Source organism: Bacillus sp. KNSH39, from assembly GCF_052656585.1.
On sequence record NZ_JBQXYO010000001.1, the window covers coordinates 3139678 to 3153609 of the forward strand.

Annotated in this window: 16 protein-coding genes and 1 riboswitch; of the genes, 6 read left to right on the forward strand and 10 right to left on the reverse strand. The window is 36.2% G+C overall.

The features are described 5' to 3' along the window. Nucleotides 1-230 precede the first annotated feature (230 nt). Both ACUL40_RS16055 and ACUL40_RS16060 read right to left on the reverse strand, forming a co-directional pair. Nucleotides 231-833 (reverse strand): molybdenum cofactor guanylyltransferase, encoded by a 603-nt coding sequence (locus ACUL40_RS16055; protein ID WP_000049596.1) that lies wholly within the window; start codon nucleotides 831-833, stop codon nucleotides 231-233. Then, on the reverse strand, nucleotides 830-1339 hold the full coding sequence (locus tag ACUL40_RS16060; RefSeq protein ID WP_000117124.1) for a MogA/MoaB family molybdenum cofactor biosynthesis protein: 510 nt from the start codon (nucleotides 1337-1339) through the stop codon (nucleotides 830-832). Before ACUL40_RS16060 ends, ACUL40_RS16055 begins: the two co-directional genes overlap by 4 nt. Nucleotides 1340-1575: 236 nt before the next feature. Between ACUL40_RS16060 and ACUL40_RS16065 the strand changes: the two genes are divergently transcribed. Then, the gene (locus tag ACUL40_RS16065) at nucleotides 1576-1755 is read left to right on the forward strand and encodes a hypothetical protein (RefSeq protein ID WP_000424797.1); all 180 of its coding nucleotides are present in this window, start codon (nucleotides 1576-1578) and stop codon (nucleotides 1753-1755) included. A 71-nt stretch (nucleotides 1756-1826) separates the two neighbouring features. Continuing rightward, complete coding sequence (locus ACUL40_RS16070) at nucleotides 1827-2351, forward strand: GNAT family N-acetyltransferase (protein WP_074047376.1); 525 nt, start codon at nucleotides 1827-1829, stop codon at nucleotides 2349-2351. Nucleotides 2352-2392: 41 nt separating this feature from the next. Here ACUL40_RS16070 and metK read toward each other — a convergent pair whose 3' ends face one another. After that, on the reverse strand, nucleotides 2393-3592 hold the full coding sequence (gene metK, locus ACUL40_RS16075; RefSeq protein WP_000163123.1) for a methionine adenosyltransferase: 1200 nt from the start codon (nucleotides 3590-3592) through the stop codon (nucleotides 2393-2395). Nucleotides 3593-3761: 169 nt separating this feature from the next. Then, a riboswitch (SAM riboswitch) is annotated at nucleotides 3762-3883 on the reverse strand. A 228-nt stretch (nucleotides 3884-4111) separates the two neighbouring features. Between metK and pckA the strand changes: the two genes are divergently transcribed. Next, nucleotides 4112-5698, forward strand: a complete 1587-nt coding sequence (gene pckA, locus ACUL40_RS16080; protein WP_000108802.1) for a phosphoenolpyruvate carboxykinase (ATP) — start codon at nucleotides 4112-4114, stop codon at nucleotides 5696-5698. A 350-nt stretch (nucleotides 5699-6048) separates the two neighbouring features. Here pckA and ACUL40_RS16085 read toward each other — a convergent pair whose 3' ends face one another. Further along, complete coding sequence (locus ACUL40_RS16085; RefSeq protein ID WP_000624926.1) at nucleotides 6049-6432, reverse strand: ATP synthase subunit I; 384 nt, start codon at nucleotides 6430-6432, stop codon at nucleotides 6049-6051. 279 nt (nucleotides 6433-6711) lie between these two features. On the opposite strand from ACUL40_RS16085, the gene ACUL40_RS16090 reads away from it, so the two are divergent. After that, entirely contained in the window at nucleotides 6712-6933 is a 222-nt protein-coding gene (locus ACUL40_RS16090; RefSeq protein ID WP_000639042.1) for a hypothetical protein, read from the forward strand. A gap of 28 nt (nucleotides 6934-6961) precedes the next feature. Here the strand turns inward: ACUL40_RS16090 and ACUL40_RS16095 are convergent, their stop codons facing one another. After that, the gene (locus ACUL40_RS16095; RefSeq protein ID WP_001255410.1) at nucleotides 6962-7867 is read right to left on the reverse strand and encodes a DMT family transporter; all 906 of its coding nucleotides are present in this window, start codon (nucleotides 7865-7867) and stop codon (nucleotides 6962-6964) included. Between the two features lie 223 nt (nucleotides 7868-8090). Beyond that, nucleotides 8091-8414 (reverse strand): iron-sulfur cluster biosynthesis family protein, encoded by a 324-nt coding sequence (locus tag ACUL40_RS16100; protein WP_000289570.1) that lies wholly within the window; start codon nucleotides 8412-8414, stop codon nucleotides 8091-8093. A gap of 374 nt (nucleotides 8415-8788) precedes the next feature. On the opposite strand from ACUL40_RS16100, the gene ACUL40_RS16105 reads away from it, so the two are divergent. Together ACUL40_RS16105 and ACUL40_RS16110 are read left to right on the forward strand one after the other, a co-directional pair. Further along, entirely contained in the window at nucleotides 8789-9709 is a 921-nt protein-coding gene (locus ACUL40_RS16105) for a Nif3-like dinuclear metal center hexameric protein (protein ID WP_001111125.1), read from the forward strand. A 142-nt stretch (nucleotides 9710-9851) separates the two neighbouring features. Next, a complete protein-coding gene (locus ACUL40_RS16110; protein WP_079004441.1) occupies nucleotides 9852-10787 on the forward strand; it encodes a collagen-like protein in 936 nt (311 codons plus the stop codon). A 139-nt stretch (nucleotides 10788-10926) separates the two neighbouring features. Here ACUL40_RS16110 and ACUL40_RS16115 read toward each other — a convergent pair whose 3' ends face one another. From ACUL40_RS16115 to ACUL40_RS16130, 4 genes are all read right to left on the reverse strand, one after another. Continuing rightward, on the reverse strand, nucleotides 10927-11943 hold the full coding sequence (locus ACUL40_RS16115; RefSeq protein WP_079004442.1) for a DUF916 and DUF3324 domain-containing protein: 1017 nt from the start codon (nucleotides 11941-11943) through the stop codon (nucleotides 10927-10929). 109 nt (nucleotides 11944-12052) lie between these two features. Next, nucleotides 12053-12778, reverse strand: coding sequence for a WxL domain-containing protein (locus ACUL40_RS16120; RefSeq protein WP_000761535.1), 726 nt, complete (start codon nucleotides 12776-12778; stop codon nucleotides 12053-12055). A gap of 61 nt (nucleotides 12779-12839) precedes the next feature. Next, nucleotides 12840-13568, reverse strand: a complete 729-nt coding sequence (locus ACUL40_RS16125; protein ID WP_065212187.1) for a WxL domain-containing protein — start codon at nucleotides 13566-13568, stop codon at nucleotides 12840-12842. Between the two features lie 36 nt (nucleotides 13569-13604). After that, on the reverse strand, nucleotides 13605-13922 hold the full coding sequence (locus tag ACUL40_RS16130) for a hypothetical protein (protein WP_025710008.1): 318 nt from the start codon (nucleotides 13920-13922) through the stop codon (nucleotides 13605-13607). Nucleotides 13923-13932: the final 10 nt, after the last annotated feature.

Genomic DNA, 13932 nt, shown 5'->3' on the forward strand with positions numbered 1-13932 from the left:
ATTTTAGTTTAATAAATGATACATAAGGTTAAGCATTGTTTTATTTCTATATTAATTATATCAAAAATAAACATAACTAAACAGACTTGTAATAAAAACCCATAAAAATTAATATATGGTTATACAGTGTTTTAACTGTATAATGATTTTAAGAATTCCCCTTAAAATCAACTCACTCACATACCTTTATACAGCAATTGTTCCCCAATTCTGTATATCAAAAAAACCTTTCATTCATTTGAAAGGTCTTTTTGAGCCTGCACATATTCTTCTTTCGTATTTACATTTATAAACCAATCCGCATTCGCTTGTACATCTTCTCCAGAAACATACTTCACATTACATTGTGATAAAAGCTGCCCCATACTTCTTTTTTCTTCCTGAAGTAAAGCATAAATCTTTTCTTTCACGCGGTTATGATACGCCGCAAGTAGCGGTTGTTTTCTTCCATTAATAATAGGTACAACCGCATCATATTCATTGTTCGTTTGCTCTAGTAAAATGGTAAACCATTCATGCGACACGTTTGGTGCATCGCAAGGCATAATAGCGTACCAATCTGCTTCTATGTATTCCATTCCTGATACAATGCCGGCCAGCGGTCCATTCCCTTTATAGTGCGGAATGTCTTCTATAACAGGTACTTGTACGAATTGCTCTACTCGCTCTTTTATATCAGTATGGCTAATTACTACAATGTCTTGCAAAGTATTTCCCATCACTTTCACAATATGCTCAACAAAAGTAGTTCCCTTCCAAATTGCTAACGCTTTCGGCTCACCGAATCTACTCGACATACCACCTGCTAATACAATTCCAGCATACTTACTCATTGGCGATGCAGCTCAAATGTAATATGACCTAATTCCGGTAAAATTAATTTATTCATCGCAAGGCGAACCGCTCCGCTAGACCCTGGCATCGAGAAGACTACTTTGCGCCCAATTGTACCACCAATCGCTCTACTTAACATTGCGCTGCTTCCGATATCTTCTAAATAACTAATCATACGGAACAGCTCACCAAATCCAACAATTTCTTTATCTAATAACGCTGATACTGCTTCAATTGTGACATCGCGTTTCGTAATACCAGTACCGCCATTTGTTAATACAACATCTACATCTTCCTTATGATAACCAGCTAACACTGCTTGCTGAATACTTTCTTTATCATCTTTTACAATTTCATAAGAAGTTACTTTATGTCCCGCTTCTTTTAACAATTCATGTAATAGTTGTCCGCTCTTATCTGTTTCTTCCGTACGTGTATCGGAAATCGTCACGATCTTGCAACGCACTTCTTTTGGAGCTTGTTTTTTATGTTCAGTTACACTCATTTTTTATCTTTCCTTTCTTAAAGACTTTTCTTCATTTTATCATACATACCTTTACACAATTATGTATGAAGCCAATCATGCGCCATGATACAATATAAGTATACTAACCCACAAAAAGGAAAGTGCCCTTTCTTATACTCCTAGACTACACATCTTTAGCTACTCTTTATATTTTCTACATAATAGAATTCAATTTTAAAACTTGTACTAAAAAATAAATTGGAGGTCTACATAGTATGGAACTTTATAAAAAATTAACAACAACATTTATCCTCTTATTCATCGCTTCAATCACTGTCGGCTTTTCCTTAAAAGGCGCAATTCCATACGCTACATTAGTAAGCATTATATTCGCGACACTATTTTTACTAAGTAGTGCATTTTGCGCAGGTAAAGCACGTCAAATGAAAGGTTGATTACATATGTTCCAGAAGAAATCAATCCTTTGTAAATCATGTGAAAAGGAAATACAAAAGGAGGACTTACATTGTTTGAATCAAACCGTATCCAGTTACGAAAGTTTTCCGAAGATGATATTCTAACATATTATAAATGGCATAATGATATAGACGTTATGAGTTCAACTACTCTCACTCTTGATAAACCTTCCCTTCAAGACACAGAAAAACTTTGCCAGCAATTTATTCATTCTTCGGACTCTAAGAGCTATATCATTGAAGAAAAATCTACGCATCTTTCAATTGGTATTACTTCTTTAATTCATATTGATTCGTATAATCGAAACGCTGAATGTATTATTGATATTGGTAACAAGGATTACTGGGGGCAAGGTTATGGGAAGGAAGCTTTCACCTTATTATTGGATTATGCATTTTTAGAATTAAATTTACATCGCCTTTCTTTACGAGTATTTTCTTTTAACGATAGAGCAATTAAATTATATAAATCACTCGGTTTTCAACATGAAGGAACTTGTAAAGAAGCTATATTCCGCAATGGCAATTGGCATGACATTGAACTCTTCGCTTTATTCCAACGTAATTATAAATAAAAAAAGCTTTGCGCTCACCGCGCAAAGCTTTTTTTCATATATTATAGACCAGCTTGCTCTTTTAAAGCTGCTGCTTTGTCTGTACGTTCCCATGATAGATCTACATCAGTACGTCCAAAGTGGCCGTAAGCTGCTGTTTGTTTGTAAATTGGGCGACGTAAGTCTAGCATTTTAATAATACCAGCTGGGCGAAGATCGAAGTTGTTACGAACTAGCTCTACTAGTACGTCTTCAGATACTTTACCAGTGCCGAATGTATCAACTGAAATTGATACTGGTTGTGCTACACCGATTGCGTATGCAAGTTGTACTTCTGCTTTTTCAGCAAGACCAGCTGCTACGATGTTTTTCGCAACATAACGAGCTGCATATGCTGCAGAACGGTCAACTTTCGTTGCATCTTTACCAGAGAATGCACCGCCACCGTGGCGAGCGTATCCACCGTAAGTATCAACGATGATTTTACGTCCTGTTAAACCAGCATCACCTTGTGGTCCACCAATTACGAAGCGGCCAGTTGGGTTAATGAAGAATTTCGTTTCTCCATCCATTAATTCTGCTGGTACTACAGCTTTAATTACGTGCTCTTTTAAGTCGCGATCGATTTCTTCCCATGTAACATCTGGGTGATGTTGTGTAGAAATTACGATAGTATCAACACGTACTGGTTTACCATTTTCATCATACTCAACTGTAACTTGCGTTTTTCCATCCGGACGTAAGTATGATAATGTATCATCTTTACGTACTTCAGTTAAACGGCGAGCTAATTTGTGAGCAAGCGAGATTGGAAGTGGCATTAACTCTTGTGTTTCATTACATGCGAAACCAAACATTAAACCTTGGTCTCCTGCACCAATTGCCTCAATCTCAGCGTCAGTCATTTGACCTTCGCGTGCTTCTAGCGCTTGGTCAACACCCATAGCGATGTCAGCAGATTGCTCATCGATAGATGTTAAAACTGCACAAGTTTCTGCATCGAATCCGTATTTTGCGCGTGTGTAACCAATGCCTTGAATTGTTTCACGAACGATTTTTGGAATATCTACGTAAGTAGAAGTCGTAATTTCCCCCGCTACCAATACTAAACCAGTTGTTACAGTTGTTTCACAAGCTACACGTGCATTTGCGTCTTTTGATAAGATCGCATCTAAAATTGAATCAGAAATTTGGTCACAAATTTTATCTGGATGTCCTTCAGTTACAGACTCAGATGTGAACAGATGACGTTTTTTTGTCATGTGGTAAACCTCCCTACAGTAATTGTATATATTGTACGGAACTCATCCTTAATTTGCCACAAACTGCGACATACATTTATTCTCCCACACAAGCATACAGAAAAACCTTTCCTACTTTACATAGAGGAAAGGTTTAATTTGCTACTTGCATACTGCTTTTTGCCCTTCGCTCTTATCGTTCGAGACCTGTAGCCTCGCACAGGTTTTAGCACCTATTCACCTGTATTTACCACTACAAGTGAGGTTGCTGGGCTTCATCGGGCCTGTCCCTCCGCCAGCTCGGGATAAGAGAGTATCCGTCCCAACCTATACTAAAGAAATGATATTCATTTGTCAATTAATATTCACATTTTCCTGAAAGTTTTTCTCAATACGCCTGAAATGAAATATTAATAGGGAAATAATGCATTCACACAAACAAAAAGAAATAAATAGTATACATTATTTATATAATTGTGTTATACTCTTGTTGGGGATTACGAGAAATATTTCATTAAATGAAAAGGATGGTATATAAATATGAGTACTGTGAATGTCCAAATTGGTTTACACGAATTATTGAACGGAAGCAATGCACAGATTCAACTAAGTGTTCCGCAATTAGTGGAAAAAGTATTAATGCGAAATGAAGGGAAATTAACTTCGACTGGTGCCGTTTCTGCTTCAACTGGAAAATATACAGGACGTTCTCCTAAAGATAAATTTATTGTGAAAGAAGCATCGGTTGCTGACAAAATTGCTTGGGGAGCTGTGAACCAACCGATTTCTGAAGAACATTTTAATAAATTATATACTAAAGTTTTAGAATACTTAAAAGAAAAAGAAGAGTTATTCGTCTTCAAAGGATTTGCAGGCGCTGACCGCAATTACCGCCTACCAATTCAAGTTATTAACGAATATGCATGGCACAATTTATTTGTACATCAATTATTCATTCGTCCAACTGAAGAAGAATTAACAACTCATGAATCAGAGTTCACAATTGTTTCTGCACCGAATTTCAAAGCTGATCCAGCTGTTGACGGTACAAACTCTGAAGCATTCATTATGGTTTCATTCGAAAAACGTATCGTACTAATTGGTGGTACAGAATACGCTGGAGAAATGAAAAAATCAATCTTCTCTATTATGAACTTCTTATTACCTGAACAAGATATTCTTTCTATGCATTGCTCTGCAAACGTAGGTGAAGAAGGCGACGTAGCACTATTCTTCGGTTTATCTGGAACAGGTAAAACAACATTATCTGCTGATCCAAACCGTAAACTAATCGGTGATGATGAGCACGGTTGGTCTGATAACGGTGTATTCAATATTGAAGGCGGTTGCTACGCGAAATGTGTAAACCTTTCTCACGAGAAAGAACCACAAATTTTCGATGCAATCACATTTGGATCTGTTTTAGAAAACGTTATCATTAATGACCAAACACGTATCGCCGACTACAACGATACTACTTTAACAGAAAATACTCGTGCTGCATACCCTATGCATGCGATCGACAATATCGTACTGCCAAGTGTTGCTGGACACCCAAATACAATTATTTTCTTAACTGCTGATGCATCTGGCGTATTGCCTCCAATCAGTAAGTTATCAAAAGAGCAAGCTATGTATCATTTCTTAAGTGGTTACACTAGTAAACTAGCAGGAACAGAGCGCGGCGTTACATCTCCGCAAGCAACATTCTCAACTTGCTTCGGTTCACCATTCTTACCACTTGATGCATCTCGCTATGCTGAAATGCTTGGTGAAAAAATCGAGAAACACGATGCGAAAGTATTCTTAGTAAACACTGGCTGGACTGGTGGCGAATACGGCGTTGGTAAACGTATGAACTTAGGTTACACTCGTGCAATGATTCAAGCAGCATTAAACGGTGAACTTGCGAAAACTGAAACAGCTAAACATGACATCTTCGGTCTTGAAGTTCCACTTCACGTACCAGGTGTACCTGACGAAGTGTTAATGCCTGAACAAACTTGGGCTGATAAAGCTGCTTACAAAGCAAAAGCAATCGAACTTGCAAATGAATTCAAAGCTAACTTCAAAAAGTTCGACAGCGTATCTGAAGACATTATTAACTTAGGCGGTCCAATCGCTTAAATTAAAACTTTTTGTTGGAATAACCCTTTACTCATATGAATAAGTGTCGTGTAACCGTAAAGTTTCGCGTACTCACCGACAAAACCCAATGCGGCTTAACGGTTACACACACTTACATAAAAAAGAAGCTTACGTGAAAACGTAAGCTTCTTTCTATATCTTATATAAAGTGAAACGCTAATCTCTTCATCTGTGACCTAGATTATAAAATTACAGCTTCGAATATATACATTATATCCCTACTCACTACATCTCTCGGGTTTCACATCGTATGGGGCTAAAAAAGGCCCTGACCGCTTCTATTCGTGACTGGATCATCTATTCCATCTAAAAAGAAGTCTTTTATCTTTTTAGCTCTTTGTTAGTTCTTTCTCATCTTTCATGCTATAGTAACCTAAATTCACAACGATTAAGAAATACCCACCCATAATCCCTACTGCAAACGCCCACATAACCATGTGGTGCTCAATTTCGTACATAATAATAGCACCCAAAATGGCAGCTGCAAAACGGTTAAACATACCGAGTGTCGGTGCTTTCGTCTTCTTTACAATACTATCTCCAAGCTTCTCAATTCTTCTGCCTAAAAGCCAAACGCAATACATACTTACAATAAGCCCAATTCCAGCGCCTAAAAAGTGTGCTGAAAACGGTGTTAACATCCAACCTAGTAACAAAATACCTAGTATATAATACGATTGGATTTTAAATGATCTTAGTGACATACTAATCATGCTGTACCTCTCTTCATTCGTTCTTATCTATCCAACAAAAAATTTCTTTCAAATTCATATTCCTTACATTCATTTCATTCAAATTAAAAACAACATAAACAGTATGTTTATGTTGTTTAAATGTTTTTAGAAAATAATATTATACAAGATTTCAAACATCATATTCTCATATTTTGTGACGGTTTTTCAAACTTTTTCCGTCCATTTATGAAAAAAATGATATCAATCTATGAACATACGGATATGATGTAATAAGCACACAAATAAAGGGGGCATCTAATGATTTATTTTTTAATGGCTCTCATTCACCTCATTATCCCTGCACTTATTGGACTTTCATTGTATTGGTACACGAAAAATCATAGCATTTTTTACGCTGTCCTCGGTGTTCTTCTTCCAGGTATTATTCTTATTACACTCTTCCGTATTCCATTTTTAAACTTAATTCCACTTATTACTGCTATCTTGTTTCTCATCTTCTTACCAAAAATAAAAAAATAGGAAAGCAGATCATAGGTGATCTGTTTTCCTATTTTGATATAGGTTCCTCTGCAATAGAATGAACTTTTACTTTCTCCGATTTCACAAACCATAGACCGACAAAAATGATAATTCCACCGATGATTTGTTGAAACGATACATATTCATTTGCCCAGACAGCTGCAAATAGAACCGCTACAAGCGGCGTTATATACATATATACCATCGTATGTGACGCCCCAATTTTTTGAACACCAACATACCACATTACTAGACCAAATACTGTTACAAAGAAAATAGAATATAGTAAAGCAAATAGTGTCATTCCGTGAGTAATGTGAAATGGCATGACAAACACATGTGGACCACTTAACAATAATAGCGGAATCGCACCCACTAATGCAGACCATGCAGTAACACGTAATGCTGAATATTTTTTAATTAATGGTCCTGCTAAAACAGGATAAAGCCCCCAGCATATTGATGTAATAAGTCCAATTCCATTGCCATAAAAAGAACTAGTAAGTGAATGTCCTGCTACTAAAACTAAGGCTGCACCAACAAAGGCAGTCATAGAACCGATTAACTTTCGAGAAGAAAACTTTTCTTGTTTCAAGAAAATCGCAAATGCAGTTGTAAAAATAGGTGAAATAGAAATGAGTAAAGAGGCATTTGTAGCGGATGTATATTTGACAGTTTCCATAAATAACGTTTGATACAGTACAATACCTACAACGCTAACGATAATTAATCTAGGTATATCCGTTCGCTCCATATAAACCGACTTTTCAATACAAAAGGTAAGGAGTAACAGAAGCGGTGCCGCCGCCATCATACGAAGTGCAGTAAACTCAATTGCTGTAAATTCTAAAAGTCCATACTTCGCAATTGTATAGTTAATCCCCCAAATAATAACAACACTTAAAATTAATAACTCAATTCCCCATCTTCTCATGCGTATCCCCTCCGCAAAGAAGATTATACAGAAAATTCAATCACATGTACATTTCATTATGTGAAAAAATCTTTTTATTATATGAAACGTTTTGGTAAATGAAATTATATCGGCGCAACTCCATTTATATCAGCGATTTTTTCAATATATCGACTTATCGAGAATAATAGCGACTTATAAAATAAAAAAAGTGAGTCCAAAATACATTTTGGACTCACCTTTACTATACTCGAACGTGTAATTTCATATTTGGATTATAAAACTGGCTTGGGCTCTTCAACTGAAAAGTTCCTCCACCTTCATGCCAATCAACCGTTAACTTATCGTCCATAAATACAAGCTTTGTACGATCAGCGATAAAATTCATTGTGCTTGATTCAATATCCACATCGCGCTCATCTTTCTCTGCTACAGCTACTAAATCGATGATTCCGCTCATAACACAACCGCAACCTTCATTATCATAAAATAACTTTATATATTTCGCTTCACTTGGAATCGTATCCATAATCTTTTTATATGCTGCTTCTGTTACAGTAACGTACATATGTTAATCTTCATCCTCTCTTCTCTTATCATTCATATATTGTATCACCATTTTTCTTAAAAGTTATATACAGAAAATTAAGACTAATATACAATGTATGTGATAAAGTTTCAGCAATCGAGCTTTTATGAGTAGTTCATGCAGGAGAAAGGATGTTTACTATCTGTGTTCAAACTACAACGATATCCCATGTTATTAGGTGTATTTAGTAGTTTCTTCATTTCTAGCGGAATGCTATTACAGCATGTACTTCCCTATTCTCCTTCTATTAGCTGGATTCTAGGTTTTATTTGTTTCCTATCCGCTTCTTATTTTGCTACGAAGAATACAAACAACTCATAAAGCAAGAATCATCTTAAGGAGGATTATCAAACATGCCAGCCTTAAAAAAAATAGAGCAATCACTCGATCACTTATTCCAAATTGAAAAATACGGAAAAGATAGTGCCTTTAGTCGATTTATCCCAGCCGTATATGATCCTATCAAATTTCCTTGGCAACAATTTTTCGAAGCAAATTTTGTAGATTTATTTAACGGCCTTATGATGCACGGATCTGAAAATGTAAACAAAGTATTTTTAGCTGTATTCCCTACAGATGACGTTCTTGAAACATTCATTTCACAATCCACACCCGGTGATTTACTCTTTATGCATCATCCCCTTGTAATGGAGTGCGGTGATCCGCTTGGAAGATCAGGCCGCGGTTTCTTACCAATTCCTGAAAAATATTTGCAAGGAATAAAAGAAAAACAACTTTCTATATATACATGTCACGTACCAATGGATTTTCATCAAACACATGGAACGAGTATTTCAATTGCAAAAGCATTAAACGCTACTGTAGTGGACGACTTTGCATATGGAGGTCCAGAACAAGAACCAGTTGGCCTTATTTGTGAAATAGATGAAACATCAACAGAAGCACTCCAAAAACATCTAAAACAACTCTTCCAGATTCCTTACACAGACTTCGAAGGTAAACGACATGATTCCATCAAAAAAATCGCAATTATCGCTGGATGTGGCGATGTCGTATCTTTAATGAAGGAAGCAGAAGAAAAAGGTGCTGAAGCATATATTACAGGAGAAATCCATTGCCATATCGATAATGATTACGGCAGACATAAATACTCGCTCATTATGGATTATGTAAAAGAAACGAATATGTCTCTAATTGGTGTGTCACACTCTGCCTCTGAATATTTAGTGAAAGAGACATTGATGTATGATTGGTTTAAAGAGAATTTTGATGTGGATGTTATTTTACTTCCTCAGGAAAAATGGTGGCTCTAACACTACTTAATTCTCCTCCCGCTATCTTTTGAAATCTAGACACAAAAGACGATCTGCCACACAAAATTATAGAATTCATAATATATATATATTAGTTCTATTTTAAAAACTAGATTTTGAAAATATAGAAAGGAGAACATATATGTACCCACGTAATTTTTTTAGTTGCGATGGCAGACGCAACAGCGGCTCTAACGGAAATACTGGACCCACGGGGAACACCGGACCTACGGGGAACACTGGACCCACGGGGAACACTGGACCCACGGGGAACACCGGACCCACGGGGAACACTGGACCCACGGGGAACACCGGACCCATGGGGAACACCGGACCTACGGGTAATGCTGGACCTTCCGGAGCTGGTTTCCAAAGTACTACCACCTTTAGTCTAGCAGCGGCTCCCAACTATAAAAAAGGACAAGTTGTCACTTATACGGGCAGTGGCTATGTTGTAAAAAAAGATGCACCTCAAGGGTTTCCTAATATATCTCCAGATTATATCGTATTAGTAGAAAGTGGACCTACCGGTAGTACCGGGCCTACCGGCATCACTGGGCCTACGGGGAACACTGGACCTACGGGATCTGCCGATAGTGCTTCAGCAAAAAGTATTGTTTTTCAAGGAACAAATGCTGGTTTTCAACGTATAGCGGGTTCTCCTGGAATTGACTCCAATGTTATTCCATATGTCACTGCTGGAGCCGGTAGTATTGTCGGCTTTTCTGCGTCTATAAATATAAATAATTTACCTGCTGCTATTTATACGATTAATATTTGCAGAAATGTCCCAACAAACCTCACAACCCCTTCTTCTAGCTACATCCTATCTACTATTACCTTAACTACTACTGACAAAATTACCGGAACTATGGTATTTTCCATTAAACCAACGGATAGCGGAGCAGGACAAATTCAAGTATTTAATCCTACCCCGGCAGTAGGTCCCGCTACTGTAACTTGGACTAGTATTACAACTGGAAACCCAGTTGCAAGAGGAGATGCTATATCCCTTTATATTACCCCTGGAATTACTGCAAGTGCTGTATATTCTATTTTTCTAATTACCGATATATAGCAATTCATTTCATAAAAAAAGACCCGAAATTCGGGTCAACAAATAGAAATATAAATGAACTACAACAAATAACAGACAAAGCCATTATATATTTTTCATAGTAAAACATCCATTATTTTCTTTTTACACTATCAATATATTATTTTTCGTTATCGTCCTCTTTTTTAGAACGTCTACCTAAGAAGAACACAAGAACTAATAATATAATTAACAGTAGTACTCCGCCGATAATGTAATATAGTGTGTAGTCTTTTTTCGCTTCTACCGCTGTATCATTTAACTTATCAGCTGTCTTGCCTTCAATTGTAAATTTTTTCGTCCATTCCCATTTTTGATCGCCATCAGTAGCTTTCACTTCTACTCGGTACGTTCCTGGATCAAATGCTTTGTTTTCCCAGCTAATAGCGTAATCAAAGTTTGAGTTTGGCGCCATTCTTAAATTTTCTTTTTTCGCTTCAAATAAAACGTCCGTACCTTTTTCTTTATATATCTTTGCATCAACACTTAAATTTTTTAACATTGCTGGCTTTACGTTTTGTAAATTTGCAGTAACGACGTTACGCCCGTTAATTTGTGTTGGCTTTACTTCGTTTAATTTCATGTCTGGTTTTACTTCAGCATCTGTTTCTTTTAAAACAACACCAATTGCGTATGCATATTTATTTTCAATTTGCACACCTTCATCTTTTTTCTTTGCATTCTCATCTTCTTTTTCTTTAAAGTATAAACCACCTAGAATAACACCATCAAACGACTCACTTGGCATTTCCAAGTTTATATCAACTGTCACTATGCTGTTAGCTGGGACTTTCGTTTCTTTTGGCATTTTAGTAATTTTAGAAAACGGATATTTCAAAGTAGAATCCGTTTTTGGTTCTACTGTACTATAATCTGTAATACCATTGCTATTCGTAATTGCTGTATTAGCAAACGATTCTACCACAACTTCTTTATTCGTATCATTTTTCATTTGGACTTGAATTGTTTGCTTTTGTCCAGGTTGCATTTTCAAATCAAAATACGTTTGATTTTTATCAATTTGATTTTCTGGTATAACTGCTGTCACAGCAAATTTCATTTCAGCTGCATATACTGAAAAAGCGTTTATCATGAAGAATGTAATTAATAGTAAGCTAGTAAATAGTTTTTTTACCATCTCTTATGTAGTCCCCTTCATATCCATTTTATAGACAAGAAAGAGATAAGGTTAAAGCCATTCCCTTATCTCTTCTCATTTTCCTCTTTTATCTTAAAATTCCTCTTACCTACATAGGAGCGTCTGTTAGTTCCCAAGTTAGTGAAGTTGTGTATTGTGTTTGTTCTTTTTTCGTTTTACCTGGTACAGATAACTCTACGCTTTGTTTCGCTTCTGTTGCATCTTTACCGAACGTATTTACCCATGTACCCATACCTTGGTTTTCTTTTGCATCGATTAAATCAGATGCTGCACCACTTGGATTTAATGTGATAGATTGTTCTGCTGTTGGTGCGTCGCTACCTGCATTTGATTTCAAAGCTGAATTTTTTAATGTTAATGCCGCGCCATCCAACGCTTTATCATCTGCAGTTTTGAATTGACCATTTTGTTTTACTGTTAAATGCCATCCTGCATTTGTACCACGGTTATCTGTTACTTGAACGTAGTTTGGCACGTCAATTACAGAACCGTCTACTTTTTTCTTTACTTTATCTAATTCTGCAAAATAGATTTCGTTATTCCCTGATGCTTTTTGTGTTTTAAAGTTGAAGTTAGATACATAATCAATACTTAGTGGACCATCTGTACCTTTTTTATCTGGATCAACTGGATCTACAGTTTCATCTGGATTCTCTGGATTAACAACATCAATTTTATCTGTATTTTTCTCGAATTTAATGAATGCTTTTGAATCTAATTTCCCGCCATCTTTCTCAGCTGCAAATGCAGACGTCCCTACTGATACTGATGATAATGTTACCGCTCCAATTAATGCTAATTTTGCTAGTTTCATAGTTTTATACTCCTTTATTTTTTAAAATTCATTTATTCTTAATTTTCAATCTTATACAACCTTAGTTTGGTGTATCTTCTAAAGTCCAAGTTAGCTCAGCTGAATATTTCGCACCTTTTTCTTTTGCTGTCGTACCTGGTACGAATAAGCTCACACTCTGTTTACCTTGTTCTGCTCCTTTACCGAATGCAGTCGTCCAATCACCCATACCTTTATTCTTTGCGGCAGTAGCAATTTCCACCGCATCTCCACCTGGAGCTAACGTTACTTTATTTTTAAATGTGGTAGGTGCATATTGTGCATCAGTTACAGAATTTACAGCTGGGTTACTTAAGCTTAAAGCTGCATTTGTTAACTCACTATTACCACTTTTAAATTGTGCATTTTGCTTTACTTTCAATTTCCATCCTGCATTTGTACCACGGTTATCTGTTACAGATACGAAGTTAGGTACTTCAACTGTTTTGCTCCCTTGTTTCACTTTGTCCAATTTTGCAAAGTACGTTTGATCATTACCAGAGATAACTTGCTCGCCGAAGTGTAAGTTAGAAACGTAGTTAATACTTAATGGACCTTTTGTTCCTTTTTCATGGTCACCAGGGTTCTCTGGTGTAACTTTTTCATTTGGATTTTCTGGATTATTTGGATCTGTTATGCTTGTATCTTCAATAAACATTACATCTGTTTTAGATTTCATATTTGCTTTTTCTTCCGCAAATGCTGAAGTTCCTACTGCTGCAACTGATGTTAATGATACTGCACCAATTAATGCTAATTTTGCTAGTTTCATATGTACCTTCCCCTTTTCTCTGTTTTCATCTATTTTTTATTTTGAATACACTTGCTTTCCCCTAATTCTTTTGAATACATATAGAGATAAAACAATAGAAAACAATCCTATATATTGTTTGAAGTCCCGTGTCTGGCCTCCTGTTTTCGGTAAATATTTATCTCCATTTTTATTTTTATCAACTGTCTCTTTTTTTGGATTTATCTTTGTCGGATCAGTTGATGTATTTGGTGTATAGCTATTCGAAAATGTAATACCTGCTTTTGAATTCGCACTTGTAGCCGTTACTACATTTGCCATAAGAAACGGCACACATATAAATGTGGAAACGATAATACCAACTATTTTTTTCATTACTCTCTCC